At 65.5% G+C, this 16,071-nt stretch carries 16 protein-coding genes; 8 read left to right on the forward strand and 8 right to left on the reverse strand.

Features of this window, described 5'->3' with window-relative positions:
* Positions 1-86 precede the first annotated feature (86 nt).
* Positions 87-686: a histidine phosphatase family protein gene (locus LQG66_RS13335; protein ID WP_231326676.1), complete on the reverse strand. Its 600-nt coding sequence runs from the start codon at positions 684-686 to the stop codon at positions 87-89.
* Positions 687-698: 12 nt separating this feature from the next.
* Positions 699-1,532: an enoyl-ACP reductase FabI gene (gene fabI / locus LQG66_RS13340; protein ID WP_231326677.1), complete on the reverse strand. Its 834-nt coding sequence runs from the start codon at positions 1,530-1,532 to the stop codon at positions 699-701.
* Between the two features lie 204 nt (positions 1,533-1,736).
* Between fabI and LQG66_RS13345 the strand changes: the two genes are divergently transcribed.
* A complete protein-coding gene (locus tag LQG66_RS13345; protein WP_231326678.1) occupies positions 1,737-2,225 on the forward strand; it encodes a sigma-70 family RNA polymerase sigma factor in 489 nt (162 codons plus the stop codon).
* Between the two features lie 100 nt (positions 2,226-2,325).
* Positions 2,326-3,099 carry an anti-sigma factor family protein gene (locus tag LQG66_RS13350; RefSeq protein ID WP_231326679.1) on the forward strand — a complete coding sequence of 258 codons (774 nt, stop codon included), beginning with the start codon at positions 2,326-2,328 and terminating at the stop codon, positions 3,097-3,099.
* A gap of 370 nt (positions 3,100-3,469) precedes the next feature.
* Here the strand turns inward: LQG66_RS13350 and LQG66_RS13355 are convergent, their stop codons facing one another.
* On the reverse strand, positions 3,470-4,438 hold the full coding sequence (locus tag LQG66_RS13355) for a DnaJ C-terminal domain-containing protein (RefSeq protein WP_231326680.1): 969 nt from the start codon (positions 4,436-4,438) through the stop codon (positions 3,470-3,472).
* Between the two features lie 111 nt (positions 4,439-4,549).
* Entirely contained in the window at positions 4,550-4,954 is a 405-nt protein-coding gene (locus LQG66_RS13360; RefSeq protein WP_231326681.1) for an RT0821/Lpp0805 family surface protein, read from the reverse strand.
* A 125-nt stretch (positions 4,955-5,079) separates the two neighbouring features.
* Here LQG66_RS13360 and pdxH point away from each other — a divergent pair, with 125 nt between their 5' ends.
* Together pdxH and LQG66_RS13370 are read left to right on the forward strand one after the other, a co-directional pair.
* The gene (gene pdxH / locus LQG66_RS13365) at positions 5,080-5,730 is read left to right on the forward strand and encodes a pyridoxamine 5'-phosphate oxidase (RefSeq protein ID WP_231326682.1); all 651 of its coding nucleotides are present in this window, start codon (positions 5,080-5,082) and stop codon (positions 5,728-5,730) included.
* Between the two features lie 138 nt (positions 5,731-5,868).
* Positions 5,869-6,621, forward strand: a complete 753-nt coding sequence (locus LQG66_RS13370; RefSeq protein ID WP_231326683.1) for an SDR family NAD(P)-dependent oxidoreductase — start codon at positions 5,869-5,871, stop codon at positions 6,619-6,621.
* A 267-nt stretch (positions 6,622-6,888) separates the two neighbouring features.
* On the opposite strand, the gene LQG66_RS13375 is transcribed toward LQG66_RS13370, so the two are convergent.
* Both LQG66_RS13375 and LQG66_RS13380 read right to left on the reverse strand, forming a co-directional pair.
* The gene (locus LQG66_RS13375; RefSeq protein ID WP_231326684.1) at positions 6,889-7,125 is read right to left on the reverse strand and encodes a hypothetical protein; all 237 of its coding nucleotides are present in this window, start codon (positions 7,123-7,125) and stop codon (positions 6,889-6,891) included.
* A gap of 403 nt (positions 7,126-7,528) precedes the next feature.
* On the reverse strand, positions 7,529-8,506 hold the full coding sequence (locus LQG66_RS13380; RefSeq protein ID WP_231326685.1) for a magnesium transporter CorA family protein: 978 nt from the start codon (positions 8,504-8,506) through the stop codon (positions 7,529-7,531).
* Between the two features lie 324 nt (positions 8,507-8,830).
* Here LQG66_RS13380 and LQG66_RS13385 point away from each other — a divergent pair, with 324 nt between their 5' ends.
* A complete protein-coding gene (locus LQG66_RS13385; RefSeq protein ID WP_231326686.1) occupies positions 8,831-9,511 on the forward strand; it encodes a L,D-transpeptidase in 681 nt (226 codons plus the stop codon).
* Positions 9,512-9,609: 98 nt separating this feature from the next.
* Here the strand turns inward: LQG66_RS13385 and LQG66_RS37405 are convergent, their stop codons facing one another.
* Positions 9,610-11,016 carry an extensin family protein gene (locus tag LQG66_RS37405; RefSeq protein ID WP_425601311.1) on the reverse strand — a complete coding sequence of 469 codons (1,407 nt, stop codon included), beginning with the start codon at positions 11,014-11,016 and terminating at the stop codon, positions 9,610-9,612.
* A 55-nt stretch (positions 11,017-11,071) separates the two neighbouring features.
* Here LQG66_RS37405 and LQG66_RS13395 point away from each other — a divergent pair, with 55 nt between their 5' ends.
* The 3 genes from LQG66_RS13395 to LQG66_RS13405 all read left to right on the forward strand — a co-directional run bounded on the left by LQG66_RS13395 (position 11,072) and on the right by LQG66_RS13405 (position 15,055).
* Positions 11,072-12,700 (forward strand): fatty-acid--CoA ligase, encoded by a 1,629-nt coding sequence (locus tag LQG66_RS13395; protein ID WP_231326687.1) that lies wholly within the window; start codon positions 11,072-11,074, stop codon positions 12,698-12,700.
* Positions 12,701-12,843: 143 nt separating this feature from the next.
* Entirely contained in the window at positions 12,844-14,052 is a 1,209-nt protein-coding gene (locus LQG66_RS13400; protein ID WP_345778944.1) for an MFS transporter, read from the forward strand.
* Positions 14,053-14,194: 142 nt separating this feature from the next.
* Positions 14,195-15,055 carry a DUF1499 domain-containing protein gene (locus LQG66_RS13405; protein WP_231326688.1) on the forward strand — a complete coding sequence of 287 codons (861 nt, stop codon included), beginning with the start codon at positions 14,195-14,197 and terminating at the stop codon, positions 15,053-15,055.
* 93 nt (positions 15,056-15,148) lie between these two features.
* Here the strand turns inward: LQG66_RS13405 and LQG66_RS13410 are convergent, their stop codons facing one another.
* A complete protein-coding gene (locus LQG66_RS13410) occupies positions 15,149-16,066 on the reverse strand; it encodes an MBL fold metallo-hydrolase (protein ID WP_231326689.1) in 918 nt (305 codons plus the stop codon).
* Between the last annotated feature and the right edge of the window lie 5 nt (positions 16,067-16,071).

The following is a 16,071-nucleotide window of genomic DNA, read 5'->3' on the forward strand; positions in this document are numbered from 1 at the left end:
CACTCCGGGTTGGTCCGAAGGACCAGACCCGGAATCTCGAGATTCCGGGTTCGCCTCTTCGAGACGCCCCGGAATGACGGTGCAAATCAACTAAACTTCTCGAACCCGTTCTCGCCGAACACATAGACCGCGCCCTGCTGGATCGGCAGGTCGACGGCGCCGTGCGGCGTCTCGAAGCCCAGCGCGACCATCAGCGCCCGCGCCGTGCCGCCATGGGCGACCGCCACGATATCGCCCGTGAGCTCATCGTACCAGTCGCGCACGCGGGACTCCACATCGGCGTAGGTTTCGCCATCCTCCGGCGCCAGCGTCCACTTCTCGGTCAGGCGCCTGGCGTAGAAGGCGGGATCGGCGGCCTGCATTTCCGGCAGCGTCGATCCCTCCCATTTGCCGTAGCCGATCTCGCGCAGCCGCGGGTCGAGCGCATAATCCGCCGGCGGCAGCTGCAGCGTTTCGCGCACGAGCTCCATGGTGGCGCGGGCGCGGCTGAGCGGGCTCGCGACATAAGGCAGGCGTGCCCCTTCATGTCCGTTGCGCGCGACGAGCCCGGCCAGGATGTTGCCCGCCTGGACCGCCTGCACCCGCCCGAGCGCGTTCAGCGGAATGTCCTGCGTGCCCTGCAAGCGGCCGAGCGCATTCCATTCCGTCTCGCCGTGGCGGATGTAGTAGATCGTGGGCCGGGGCATTGCGCGTTGACGTTATTCCTTGGCGCCGACGGAGTTGCTGAGCGAGATGTCGGGCGCCTCCGGCCGCTTCATGCCGACGACGTGATAGCCGGAATCGACGTGGTGCACCTCGCCGGTGACGCCGCGCGACAGGTCGGACAGCAGATACAGCGCGCTGTCGCCGACCTCGTCGATGGTCACGGTCCGGCGCAGCGGCGCGTTGTACTCGTTCCACTTCAGGATATAGCGGAAGTCGCCAATGCCCGAGGCGGCGAGCGTCTTGATGGGACCGGCGGAGATCGCGTTGACGCGGATGTTCTTCTCGCCGAGATCGGCGGCGAGATAGCGCACGCTGGCCTCGAGCGCGGCCTTGGCGACGCCCATCACGTTGTAGTGCGGCATCCACTTTTCGGCGCCGTAATAGGTCAGCGTGATGATCGAGCCGCCGTCGGTCATCAATTTCTCGGCGCGCTGCGCGATCGCCGTCAGCGAGTAGCAGCTGATCAGCATGCTCTTGGAAAAATTGTCCTGCGTGGTCTCGATGTAGCGGCCGTCGAGCTGGTCCTTGTCGGAAAAGGCGATCGCGTGCACGACGAAATCGATCTTGCCCCACTTCTCCTTCAGCACGTCGAACACCGCGTCGATGGTGGCGGCGTCGGTCACGTCGCAATGGCCGAGCACGAGGCCGCCGAGCTCGGCCGCCAGCGGCTCGACCCGCTTCTTCAGCGCGTCACCCTGGTAGGTCAGCGCGACCTCCGCGCCGGCCGCGCGCGCGGCCTTCGCAATGCCCCAGGCGATCGAGCGGTTGTTGGCTACGCCGAGAACGACCCCGCGCTTGCCCTGCATCAAACCTGAAATCTGCGCCATGCGGCTTCCCATCGAACTGATTATTAAGGAGTGGACGTACACCACCGGTCTGGCCCGGTACAGCCCCATTCCGCCCGCTCTGTGGCAAAGTACCGGCGGAATTGACAGGCCGGAATAGGCCTGTCACCGCGGTGTTATGGTCTATGCAAGGCGCGGTCGCGGCCCGCGTCTTTGTCACAACGTTGAACGGCCGCAGGGCATCCCATGAGCGCGTTTCGCCAGAGCGTCGAGGCCATGATCCCGGCATTGCGTCGCTATGCCCGGGCGCTGACGCGCGACGTGGACGCGGCCGACGATCTGGTTCAGGACACGCTGGTCCGGGCGCTGCGGTCGGAACGCCTGTTCCTGGGCGGCGACTTGCGGAGCTGGCTGTACACGATCCTGACCAACCTCAACAAGAACCGCCGGCGCTCGCTGGCGCGGCGGCCGCTCTTCATGCCGCTGCAGGACGACAATCCCGACGCCAGCGGCACCGAGGCCGAGAGCCGCGACATCGAACGCGCGCTGGCGACCCTGGTCGAGGAGCAGCGTGCCGTGCTGCTGCTGGTCGTGCTCGAAGGCATGAGCTACCGCGAGGTGGCCGAGATCCAGGGCGTGCCGATCGGCACCGTGATGTCGCGCCTCGCCCGCGCCCGCGCCCATGTTCGCGCCGTGATCGAGGGCCAGCGGCCGGCGCTGCGGAGTGTGAAATGACCCTGCGATCCATCGCACAAAAGCCGCCCTGCTGCGTTCGCCTGCTCAAAGCCGCTGCGGTCACGCTTCTGCACCACCGCTCGACTGCAACGAGATTGAGATGATGACTGATCCGACCATTCCCGTCACCGAAGACGAGCTGCACGCCTATGTCGACGACGAGCTGCCGGTCGAGCGCCGCAGCGACGTCGAGGCCTGGCTCGCCGCGCATCCGGCAGAGGCCGAACGGGTGGAATCCTGGCGCAAAATGGCCGAGGCGCTGCATGCCCGTTACGATGCCGCCGCCAACGAGCCGGTGCCACCGCGCCTCGACCTGGACCGGCTGGACCGTAGGCCGCGGCGATGGATCTTTGGCGCGGTCGCCGCGAGCCTCGTCGCCTTCGCGATCGGCGGCGCGGTCGGCTGGATCGCGCACGGCGCGGCGTCCTCCCCGTCGCTGCTGCAGAACCTGGCCGGCGACGCCCTCGATGCGCACCGCCTCTACGTCGTCGAGGTGCGCCATCCGGTCGAAGTGCCCGGCGACGAGAAGGCCCATCTGCAGCAATGGTTGACGCGCCGCTGCGGCCGCACCGTGCAGGCGCCGGAGCTGGAGACCACCGGGCTGAAGCTCGTCGGTGGCCGCCTGCTGCCGGGACCGACCGGTCCGGCCTCGTTCCTGATGTACGAGAGCACCTCCGGCGAGCGCTTCACGGTCTACGCGACCAAGATCGGGATCGACGCTGCCGAGATGCGCTACATGGCGCAGGGAAATACCGCCGCGCTGTCCTGGGCGGAGCGCGGCGTCAGCTATGTCGTCACCGGCGGAAGCGACCGTACGCGTCTCACCCAGGTTGCACGCCTTGTTTATGACCAGTCCGAACGGACGGGCGGCTAGCGGTGGGACGCTCAGGGAGCTCGCCTGACGCGGGCACCGTCACGATTCCCAGCATGATCAGAAAGGCTTGTCCGGGGGCGGCAAATGATGGACCGGAGAACAGCGGTAGCCGCCTCGATCGGGCGGGAGACACGCCAAGGTCGACGCCGCAATTCCGTCACCGGAAATCTGGAATCAGGTCACCGGCGCGTCTCAATATCGCGCCAAATGTTCACGAAAAAATGACGAGTGTTCGATCCGCCGATCGACACGGAAGCGGCCTCGATTGGGGTTTTGTACCGCGCTGGTCCCCCTCTCGAGGCCGCACTTTTTTCTCAGCTTTCCAGCTGATCTTTCAGCTTTTCATCTGAGTGGTCCGCAACGCGCAACCTCACGAGAGGTTGCTGCGCGGATTGTAGGGATGGCGGTCGCGCCACTTCGTCATCAGCGCCTCGAGGTCGGCGTCGTTGCCGTCCGGCAGCACGATCCGCGCGGTGACGAACAGATCCCCCGTCGAGCCGTCGCCCTTGGGCAGACCCTTGCCCTTCAGCCGGAAGGTACGGCCGCTGGAGGTGTTCTTCGGGATCGACAGCTCGACCGCGCTGCCCAGCGTCGGCGCACGCACCTTGGCGCCGAGCACGGCCTCGTAGAGCGTGACCGGCAGGTCGAGCCTGAGGTCGCTGCCCTCGACCTTGAAGAAGGGATGAGGCGCGATCTGGATCGTGATGAGCAGGTCGCCCGGCCGGTGCCCCGGTGCGCTCTCGCCCTGGCCCTTGAGCCGGATCTGCTGGCCCGCGGTCACGCCCGCGGGGACCTTGACGTTGAGCTCCTTGCCGGAGGGCAGACGCACGCGCTTCTCGCCGCCGTTGACGGATTCCTCGAGCGTCACCGACATCGCCACCTTGAGATCGAGATCGACACCAACGCCGCCGGTCTCGAATTCGAATGGACTGCCGCCGCCGGCCCGCGCGCCGCGCTGGGCCGCACCACCGAACATGCTGTTCAGGATGTCCTCGAAGCCACCGCCGCCGCCGAAGCCGCCGCCCGGCCCCCCGCCGCTGCGGAAGGTATAGTTCTCGAAGCCGCCCGGCCCGCCTCGACCGGCGCTGCCACCACCAGGGAAGCCCTGGAAGCGCGGCTTGCCGTCAGCATCGATCTCCCCGCGATCGAACTGCTTGCGCTTCTCCTCGTCGCCCAGGATCTCGTTGGCCGAACTGATCTCGGCAAACTTGGCCGATGCCTTCGGGTCATCCTTGTTGCTGTCGGGATGGTGCTTCTTGGCGAGCTTGCGATAGGCGCTCTTGATGGCCGCAGCGCTGGCGCTTCGCGGCACCCCCAAGACCTCATAGGGGTCGCGCATCCGTCACGTCTCCTTACAGAAAGTCAGATACTAACCTACGGGCTCCCCGCCCGCTTCGCATTTCATCTGGGGAGTCCGTTGTATTTTTGCAACGGGTTCCAGAAGTCCCAGCTAGCTTTGCTGCCAGGGCTTCAGCGTTTGGATGTCCCAGCGTCCACGCTCGATCCGACACGCCGAGCCCTGCAGCCAGCGCTCGGTCTTGCCGTTGACGTAGCTTGCCAGGAAATCCCGGCAAGTGCGGCCATTGTCCGCTGTATAGGACTTGGCGATCGGCGTCACCGAGCCACGTGCTCCGGTCTGCGGATTCTGCCAGGGCTGGCTGGAATCCTTGGTCCCCTTGGTCAACACGTCCGACGCAGCGTTGCGGGCGAAGGCGAGATCGCCTTCGGTCGGCTCGCGCTCGGGCGGTGGGTTGATCGATCCTGTAATCTCCGCATCGTCCATCTTGGCATAGGCCGATTCGGGTCGCGACAGGCTGCAGCCGCCACCGGACAGGCCGATTAGAATGAGTGTCAAAGCGGCGCCGGCATGACCGATCGCGGATAGGCCAAGCCGGACCGATGCCCTATATAGGACCGGAACGGATTGGACTCGCGCGCGCCTGGCCGCGGGTGAACGCAAAACTCGGACTCCCCATACACATGACCGACCCCACGACCATCAAACACCAGACAACCTTAACATCCGGTACATCGGCCGATTTTACCCAGGCCGGTGAGCCGTTTGCCTTGTTTGCGGAGTGGTTTGCCGAGGCCACGAAGAGCGAGCCCAACGATCCGAATGCGATGGCGCTGTCGACGGTGGACGACGGCGGATTGCCTGATGTCCGCATGGTGCTGATGAAGGGCTATGACGAGTCAGGCTTCGTGTTCTACAGCCACAAGGCCAGCCAGAAGGGCCGTGAGCTCGCCGCCAATCCGAAGGCCGCGCTGCTGTTTCACTGGAAGTCGTTGCGCCGGCAGGTCCGCATCCGCGGGCCCGTCACGCCGGTGACCGACGAAGAGGCGGACGCCTATTTCGCGACCCGGCCCAAGCAGGCGCAGCTCGGCGCCTGGGCGAGCAAGCAGTCGCAGCCGCTCGAGAGCCGCTTCGCCTTCGAGCAGGCGATCGCCAAGGTCGCCGCCCAATACATCATCGGCGAGGTGCCGCGCCCCGCCGGATGGAGCGGCTGGCGTATCGCGCCTGTCAGCATGGAGTTTTGGCACGACCGGCCATTCCGCCTGCACGACCGCATCGAATTCCGGCGCGACGCTACCGACCGGCCGTGGACGAAGGTGAGGATGTATCCGTAGCACGCTGGTCCAACGGCCGCGCTCGTCGCGATGTCCGCGCACGTGCTGAACATCTCGCCATCGCGCGCGTGAATCACGCGCCGAACATACAACCATTGTGGTAAGCTGATCCTTCGTGGATCGGGAGAGACACCCTTCATGCCGACCTCCTCCAACCAGCCGCGACGCACGATGCTCCTGACTGGCGCCAGCCGCGGCATCGGCCACGCCACGGTGATCCGCTTCTCTTCCGCCGGCTGGCGCGTTCTCACCTGCTCGCGGCATCCGTTCCCGGAGCAGTGCCCGTGGGGCGCCGGCCCCGAGGACCACGTCCAGGTCGATCTCTCCGATCCCCAGGACACCCTGCGCGCGATCACCGAGATCAAGCAGCGCATCGACGGCGGCGAGCTGCACGCGCTGGTCAACAACGCGGCGATTTCGCCGAAGGGCACCGGCGGCGCGCGGCTCGGCACCGTCGACACCGACCTCGACACATGGAATCACGTCTTCCGCGTCAACTTCTTCGCGCCCATCATGATGGCGCGCGGCCTGATCAACGAGCTGAAGGCCGCCAAGGGCTCGGTGGTCAACGTCACCTCGATCGCCGGCTCGCGCGTGCATCCCTTTGCCGGCGCGGCCTATGCGACCTCGAAGGCGGCATTGGCCGCACTCACACGTGAAATGGCCTCGGATTTCGGCCGGGTCGGCGTGCGCGTCAACTCGATCGCACCGGGCGAGATCGACACCTCGATCCTGTCGCCGGGCACCGAGAAGATCGTGCGGGAGCAGATCCCGATGCAGCGGCTCGGCACCCCCGACGAGGTCGCCAAGATCATCTACGTGCTGTGCAGCGAGACCAGCTCCTACGTGAACGGCGCCGAGATCCACATCAACGGCGGCCAGCACGTCTGAGGACGATCGACGAGCGGCAAATCAGACGCCAGGCCGTCTCTGAATTGGTTCACGCCGACTTGCCGCTCTCGACCAGGATTGCGCGTCCGGGCCGGTGCGCGATTAACGCCATTTGCAAAGATCGATGCTGACGACGCCGAGCGCGACAAACTAACAGCGCCCCCGGGAGGGAGCGCTGTTCATGCGGCGGCATTGGCATACTGGATTTCAGATTGCGGGCTGCACAAATCGGCGGCGCGGGAATACCGCCGAGTCGAGAACGTTCGTTCAGCCTTCGCACACCAAGCCGCGCAGGATCTGCGCGGCGCGCCAGCGCAGGCGGGCAGATTCGACGTTGAGCGCGCTGGAGCAATCGTCCTCGCGCTCGTCCTCTTCGAGATCGGCACCGCAGTAACGGCAGGTGCGCAGCGACAGCGCATGGGCCACGACGATGTCGGCGCGGCCACGCTGATAGCTGGCGAGCTCGACCACGTTGTTCGATGCCGTTATGCGTTTCTCAACCATTGCCGCCTCTTGGCTAAGACGCGATGAACGCGCCCTGAAGCTTCGTCTTGCATGTCATGCGCCGAAGCGCTCGTTGTTGGCCATGCTCACGAGCTTACTTATCGCAGAGAAGTTTCGATCAAACGTTCAGGGTTCCCGTCAAATTTTACCTGAGGAATTGAGGCGGCTTTGCAGCGGTTCTGCAGCCAGTCTAACAAGTATTTCTCGTACCGCGCGGCTTCTGACACTTGCAGTGCATAGCGACGCACCTGCTACGACATGCGATGTCCGGACATGTCCAACGGCGTTGCTAACAACGGGGCGCGAGTGAGGCGCAGATTGGCTCGATGGATGACGCCGCCGGCGCGGCGCAAGCCTATTCTGCCGGCACGACACGCGGAGGAAGCTGTTGGCGGGCGCGGCCCTACAGCCACTTCTTCAATTTGAAGATGTAGTAAGGGACGATCGCCGCGATCAGCATCAGCACGAGCGCAAACGGATAGCCATGCACCCATTCGAGCTCGGGCATGCTCTTGAAGTTCATGCCGTAGATCGAGGCGATCAAGGTCGGCGGCATCAGCACCACCGCCATCACCGAGAACAACTTGATGATGTTGTTCTGCTCGAGGTTGACCACACCGAGCATCGCGTCGAGCACGAAGGTGATCTTGCTAGCGAGATAGGACGCGTGATCGCTGAGCGAAGCCACGTCGCGCTGCATCGTCTTGAGCTGCTCGCGCATGTCCTTCGACCATTTCACGCCTTCCACTACCGCGGACAGGAAGGTGACGAGGCGCCCGATCGAGACCAGGCTCTCGCGCACCTTCGAGGTCAGGTCGCCCTTGCGGCCGATCGCAGCCAGGATCTGCGAATACTGCTTGGCATGGCCGTGCCGCTCATTGTTCGGCTCGAAGATCTCGTGACTGACCTGGTCGATGTCGGCCCCCACCCGCTCGAGGATGTCGGCGCAACGGTCGATCACGGCGTCGAGCAGCTCCATCAGCACCATCTCGCCGGTGACGCCCGGGGCACAGCTGCGAGCCAGCTTGGCCTCGACCACCGCGAACGGCTTCGGCTGGTCGTAGCGGACCGTGACCAGACGGTGGCCGGCCAGGATGAACGTCACCGCGGTGGTCCGGGGCATGTCGGAATCGGAGTGACACATCAGGGTCGCCGTCATGTAGCGGGCGCCGTTCTCGATGTAGAGACGGCTGGAGATCTCGATCTCCTGCATGTCCTCCCGCGTCGGCACCGCGATGCCCGCGAGCTTTTCGACCGCCCGGTCCTCGGCGCCGCTCGGGTTGACCAGGTCGACCCAGACCGCGTTCTCGGGCAGATTCGCAGGATCGGTGATGGCCGCCTTCTTCAGCGAGGATTCGGACGGAACGAACACCGAGAACATGGAGGACTCCGAATCAGGAACGTGGTTTCGGGGGGCTTAGCGGAGGGATGCTGCTGCCTTGTGACGCAGCTTGGTGGTGGGGTCCATCGGCTTTTCGGGCCAGGCGCGCCGAACCAATGAGGATGACCGTGCCATCATGGGCACAGCTGTGGATGAACGGCAGGAACTTTGCGGCAAAAAAGCAACATCCACGGCGCTGCAGCGCGACCTGTGCGCGTAGTGGCTGGAATTGAGATCGATTTTGGCGATAATGGGATGATCGGAATCGCGGTGCGATGGCACGGTCGGCTCATTGCAACGTCAACTGAAATTGGAATCGGTGACATGTCGCTGAAGGTGAAACTCGGACTCCTGGCCGTCGGCCTGATGTTGTCGGGCTGCATGCAGGCCACGACCTTCGAGGCGACGAACACCCAGGCCTTCAAGCCGAAGGACAAGGAACTTCTTGCGAAGATCCGCTACGCCAATACCCCGGTCGCCGAGCCGTTCCGGCGCGCGATCGTCGAATACCATCGCAAGGAAGCCCCCGGCTCGATCGTGGTCGATTCCGACAGCCACTACCTCTATTACGTGCTCGATGGCGGCAAGGCCATCCGCTACGGCATCACGGTCGGCGAGGAGGCCATGGCCTGGTCCGGCATCGCCAAGGTCGGCGGCATGACCGAATGGCCCGCTTGGCACCCGACCAAGGGCGAGATCGAACGCCTGGGCGTGCCGACCTTCGTCGCCCCCGGCCCTGACAATCCGATGGGCTCGCGCGCGATGTACCTTTATGCGAACGGCAAGGACACGCTGTTCCGCATCCACGGCACCAACCAGCCGGAATATATCGGCGCATCGATCTCCTCGGGCTGCATCCGCCTGACCAACGAGGACGCCATCGACCTCTACAACCGGGTCAAGGTCGGGACGATCGTCGTGGTGCTGGATCCGAAGAAGGGCGACTCGCCCTACAAGCCGCAGATGGCGCTGCAGGGCGGCGGCACCTACGCTGCGATGCAGTGAGCGTCGGCTGAGGCGGCGGACGAAATTCAAAAGCCGAGAAACGCGTTTAGCAGCCTTTTGAAGAGCGCCGGGCAACCGGCGCTCTTTTGTTTTGGGCATTAAAATAATCCCCGGAATGGATCCCAGCTTCGACGGCTGTGATGGCGCTTCCGCGAAGCTGGCTTCTGCAGGGACGCCCGCTCCCCATTCTGGCTCGTCTGCGCGCGCTGGTCCCGCCCGGCTGCATCGCCAGTCTTATCCTTGTCCGAAGCTGCGGATGGACCGCCTGCCAACGGCTTGCCGGTCGATGATCGCGCCTCCGGCGCGGCGGCTCCGACCTTTTGCTGCTCGGGCGGTGACTTTGACGCCGTGCGCCGATTGCGGGCAGAATCGGCTGGTTTTTGCGCGGGAGAGCGCTCTTCCGTGTCGGACCGTTCGGTCTCCTCCTGAGTTGACGGGGCGGTGCTGTTCCCTGCGGTAGACGTTCCGGCCTCCGTCTCCTCCGAGTCGCCGCGACTGGTGCCGTTCCGCTCGGCGGGGGTGCTCGCGGTCTTCCTGGAGCTTTCAGCGCCGGCCTGTTCAGTCTCGCGCGGCGGCGCATCTTCAGGCCGGGCGGCCGGCATCAAGGGCGCGACCTTCGGCAATGGATCGAGCACGTCCCATTGGCAGATCCTGTAATTGTTCCGCCGCTCCATCAGGTCGAGATGAATATGGTCCTCGTGATACCAGTCGGAATCGGGGCCGAGCACGGTCGAGAAATGGGTGCACACCGAGTGCAGCACCGCCTCGCGCAAATCGCGCGGCTGGGTGCGGTCGGTAAGGTCGATCATGCGGCCGTCGGAGAGCTTGAAGCCGTGCACGTCCAGCGCATTGGCACGGCCGTGCTCGGATAGCTGAGCGCCGGCGACATTGTTGCGGCCGCGGCATTGATATGAATCGAAATTATCGAGCGCGGTGATCGCGCTGCCGAGCCGCTCGGCCAGCGGCGCTACATCGTTGCGCACCCAATTGGCGACCGCAGTCGCCATCGGGCACCGCATGGTCGCCGCCGGCGTCAGCGCCACCCGGCGCTTGTCCGGCAGCACCACCGCCTCCAGTCGCACCAGATCCTCGCCGCCGCAGCCGCCAGGGCCCTTGATCGGCGGAATCGAGGGCGCGATCGCGACCTCGTCGGTCAAAGCCAGCCGGCAGGCCGAGGGCGGCGGCGGGGCCTTGGCCTCCTCCTTTGCACCGGCCATCGCCTCGCCGCGCGGCGCGTCGTCCTTGCCTTTGGCCGCCTCGCGCGCTGGCGCTTCGGCCGGGCGCGGCTGCGGAAGCGGCACCTTGGCGGCGATATCGGCCGGCTTCGAAGCGGGCTCAGAGGCGACGGGCGCACTGCGGTGCGCCGATTTGGCAGCCGCCGGCGCGGCGACCATGAGCCAGCTCAATGCGACCGTGGCGGCTGCGGCGCTAACCATCGCCGCCGGCGCGACGTCGCAGCCGTCACAAGCCCATTTGCGCCGGAGGCTGCGCGCGCTAAAATTCACGAAACGAACCAAAAGACCCTCGCTGCCATAAGCGACCCACCGGAGGAACGACCTGATGCTTGGTTTGATGCAAGACTGGCCCCTGCTTTGTCACCGGATCATCGAGCATGCGGCGACAATCCACGGCTCCCAGGAGGTCGTGACGCGCTCGGTCGAAGGCCCCATCGTTCGCACCACCTACAGGCAAATCCACGACCGCGCCCTCAAGGTTTCACAGAAGCTGACGCGCGACGGCATCAAGCTCGGCGACCGCGTCGCCACCATTGCCTGGAATACCGCCCGCCATCTCGAGGTCTGGTACGGCATTATGGGAATCGGCGCGATCTGTCACACGGTCAATCCGCGCCTGTTCCCGGAACAGATCGCCTGGATCGTCAACCATGCGCAGGATCGCATCGTCATCACCGACCTGACCTTCGTGCCGCTGCTGGAGAAGCTCGCCGACAAGCTGCCGAGCGTGGAACGCTATGTCGTGCTGACCGATGCGGCGCACATGCCGCAGACGAGCCTCAAGAACGCGGTGGCCTACGAGGCCTGGATCGGCGAAGCCGACGGCGATTTCGCCTGGAGCACCTTCGACGAGAACACCGCGGCCGCGATGTGCTACACGTCCGGCACCACCGGCGATCCCAAGGGCGTGCTGTATTCGCATCGGTCCAACGTGCTGCATGCGTTGATGGCCAATTCCAGGGATTCGCTCGGAACGTCCGCAGGCGATACAATGCTGCCGGTGGTTCCGCTGTTCCATGCCAACAGCTGGGGCATCGCCTTCTCCGCGCCCTCGATGGGCACCAAGCTCGTCATGCCCGGACCGAAGCTCGACGGCGCCTCGGTCTACGAGCTGCTCGACACCGAGAAGGTGACCTATACCGCGGGCGTGCCAACGGTGTGGCTGATGCTGCTGCAGCACATGCAGGCACATAACCTTCGGCTGCCGCATTTGAAGATGGTGGTCTGCGGCGGCTCGGCGATGCCGCGCTCGATGATCCAGGCTTTCCTCGACATGGGCATCGGCGTGCGTCACGCCTGGGGCATGACCGAGATGAGCCCGATCGGCACGCTCGCCACCCTGAAGCCGCCGTTCCTTGATGCCGAGGGCGACGCCAAGCTCGACGTGCTGCAGACCCAGGGCTTTCCGCCGTTCGGCGTCGAGATGAAGATCACCGACGATGCCGGCAGCAAGCTGCCCTGGGATGGCAAGACCTTCGGCCGGCTCAAGGTCTCCGGCCCTGCCGTCTCCAAGGCCTACTTCAAGGTCGACAGCAACATCCTCGACGAGGAAGGCTTCTTCGACACCGGCGACGTCGCCACCGTCGATGAACATGGCTTCATGCGCATCACCGACCGCTCCAAGGACGTGATCAAGTCGGGCGGCGAATGGATCTCCTCGATCGACCTGGAGAACCTCGCGGTCGGCCATCCAGCCGTCGCCGAGGCCGCGGTGATCGGCATCTACCACCCGAAATGGGACGAGCGTCCGCTGCTGATCGTGCAGCTCAAGCAGGGCCAGACGACGACGCGCGAGGACATCCTGAAATACATGGAAGGCAAGATCGCCAAATGGTGGATGCCCGACGACGTTGCATTCGTCGAAGGCATCCCGCACACCGCGACCGGAAAGATCCTGAAGACCGCGCTGCGCGACCAGTTCAAGAGCTATCGTTTTCCCAACGCCGCGGCCTGAGCAGGCCGCGTCCAACGGCGCATCACCACGCGCGGCCTCTCCATCACCGGAGAGGCCGTTCTGCTTTGCCCCCGGCACCGCCGCCACCATACCGCGTTGACGTGGCGCAAGGCTCGAGGAGATCCAACCGCTACAAGTCCGCGATGAACACGACAGGACAACGGACCGCGCGCCCGACATGGCGCGACGTGCCGTCGACAGTGCTGACGCTCGGGCTGGTGTCGCTCCTGATGGACATCTCCTCGGAGCTGATCCACGCGCTGCTGCCGATCTTCCTCGCGACCGTGGTCGGCGCCTCGACGGTGACCATCGGCCTGATCGAAGGCGTGGCCGAGGCTACCGCCGCGATCACGAAGGTGTTCTCCGGCGCGCTGTCGGACCGGATCGGCAAGCGCAAGCTTCTGGTCGGGATCGGCTATGGCCTGGCGGCACTGACCAAGCCGGTTTTTCCGCTCGCCAGCACCTCCTGGCAGATCCTCGCCGCGCGCTTCGTCGACCGCATCGGCAAGGGCATTCGCGAGGCGCCGCGCGACGCGCTGATCGCCGACGTGACGCCGGAAGGCATTCGCGGCGCGAGCTACGGCCTGCGCCAGGCGCTCGACACGGTCGGCGCCTTTGCCGGCCCCCTCCTCGCCGTGGCCCTGATGGCGCTCTACGCCAACGACTTCCGCGCGGTGTTCTGGTGGTCGGCACTGCCGGCCGCGCTCGCCGTGCTGCTGATCCTGTTCGGCGTGCGCGAGCCGGCGGAGACCGCGCCGGCGCCGCGCCGCGGCTCGCCGATCCATGCACGCGAGCTGCGCCGGCTGCCACGCGCGTATTGGATCGTGGTCGTCATCGGCGCGGTGTTCGCGTTGGCCCGCTTCAGCGAGGCATTCCTGGTGCTCAAGGCACAGGCCGACGGCCTCGCCCTGTTCCTGATCCCGTTGGTCTATGTGCTGATGAACCTGATCTATGCCGGCGTCGCCATGCCCGCCGGCATCCTCTCCGACCGTATCGGCCGCAGCAACGTGCTGACCTGCGGCATCGTCGTGCTGACAGCCGCCGACCTGACGCTGGCTTTCGTGCCCGGCCTGATCGGCACCGCGATCGGCGTCGCGCTCTGGGGCCTCTATCTCGGGCTGTCGCAGGGGCTGCTCTCGGCGATGGTCGCCGACACCGCCCCGCCGGACTTGCGCGGCACCGCCTTCGGCCTGTTCAACCTCGTCACCGGCGGTGCGCTGCTCGTCGCGAGCCTGCTGGCGGGGTGGCTGTGGCATGCCTATGGGCCGCAGGCGACGTTCACGACCGGCGCGGCATTCTCGATCGCAACCATCCTGTTGATGCTGACGGCCTTGCGCACCCGCCCCAACTGAGCCGCCTGGCACGGTGTCCGGATCAACCGCGCTCTCCGGGCCAGACCCCTCTTGAATTTACCCCATCCGCATGGTCTCACACGGATGACCCGGCCGCCCGGCGCAACGCAGGCAGCGGCCCAACCCGGCAGTTCCTGACTCGATGGCCCGCAGGTTTCACGCCCCCTATCTGTCGGAGCCGACCTCCAGCCTCGCGACCTGGACCCGCAATCTCGCGGTGTTCTCCGTCGTCGCGGTGCTGGTCTCGATCCTGATCCTGCGCTTCGACTTCCTGGAGATGAAACCGGCACTGGCGACGTTCTTCGGCGCGCTGGGCTTGGCGGTGCTGTCGATCCTGCTCGGACTGGCCGCCTTCGTGGCGATCTGGCGCAATGGCAGCCGCGGCATGAGCCGGGTGCTGCTCGCCTTCATGATCGATGCCGTCGTGCTGGCCTATCCCGCTTATCTCGCGCTCCAGTATCGCAAGCTGCCCAAGATCTACGACATCACGACCGACCCGATCGATCCGCCGCGCTTCGAGGCGCTCGCCTCATTGCGCAACGGCGACGGCACCAACACCGCGGTCTATGCCGGGCTGTATTCGGCCGAGCAGCAGCAGAAATTCTATCCCGACATCGAGCCGGTGCAGATCGAGCTGCCGCCCGATCGCGCCTATGCGATCGCGCTGAAGCTGGTCAACCGCCGCAAATGGTTCGTGGTCGACGAGCGCGCACCGCAGCCGCCGCGCCGCGTCGGCCGCATTGAGGCGGTGGCGCGCACACCGATCATGGGCTTTCGCGAGGACATCTCGATCCGCGTCCAGCCTGACGGCGAGGATTCGCGCATCGATGTCCGTTCCGCCTCGCGCTATTTCGATTCCGACCTCGGCAGCAATGCCGCGCGGGTGAACAAGCTGATCGAAGATCTGTCCAATGCCGGCGAGGCCGAGGCGCAGAAGCCGGTGAAGAAGATCACTCCGCCGCCGGTCGCGGCGAAGCAAAATGCCAAGACGGTGAAGAAGTGATTGGGCGAATAGCGAGTGGGGAGTAGCGAATAGGGAATTGAGCGCAGCGCAGGCCAGGATCGTCTCGCTTCCCTACTCGCTATTCGCCCTTCGCTACACCAACCGATACGTCCCGCCGATCACCGGATCGCCGTCCGTCGCGACGACGCCGCGGGCGACGAGATCCTCCAGATGTGCCAGCACGGAATAGCCCGCCGCGGTGGTGAGCCGCGGATCGATGCCGATGTAGATCGCGCGCACCATGGTCGGGATGTCGGCTTCCCCTTTGGACAGGCGATGCAGGATCGAGGCCTCGCGCGCCTGGCGATGGCGCATCAGGAAGCGAGTATAGCGCGGCCCTTCGAGAATTTCCGGGCCATGGCCTGAGAAATAAAGCTCCTCCGGGCGCGCCGCGAGCCGCTCCAGCGAGGCCATGTAGTCGACCATGGAACCGTCGGGCGGCGCCACGATCGAGGTGGCCCAGCCCATCACGTGATCGCCCACGAAGGTGGTGCTGCGCTCGCGCCAGGCGAAGGCGAGATGGTTGGCTGTATGACCCGGCGTCGCCACCGCCTCGACCCGCCAGCCCTGCCCTTCGACCACGTCGCCGTCGCCGACCGTGACGTCGGGCGCGAAGTCGCGGTCGACACCGGACTCCGGATTATGCTTCTCGCTCTCGTAGCGCGGCCGCGACGCGCGATGCGGACCCTCCGCATAGACGGTCGCGCCGGTCGCAGCCTTCAGCCGGCCGGTGTTCGGCGAATGGTCGCGATGGGTGTGCGTGACCAGGATATGCGTCACGGTCTCGCCCCTGACCGCGTTCAGCAGCGCTTGCGCGTGGGCCTCGTTGTCCGGGCCGGGATCGATGATCGCGACCTTGCCGGTGCCCACGATGTAGCTGACCGTGCCGGTGAAGGTGAACGGACTCGGATTGTTGCAGAGGACGCGGCGGATGCCCGGACGCACTTCTTCGACCACGCCCGCCTGAAGCGGGAAGTTGCGGTTGAATGGGACGTCGTCATTGTCGGCCATGATTT

The organism is Bradyrhizobium ontarionense, assembly GCF_021088345.1.
Lineage (GTDB): Bacteria > Pseudomonadota > Alphaproteobacteria > Rhizobiales > Xanthobacteraceae > Bradyrhizobium > Bradyrhizobium ontarionense.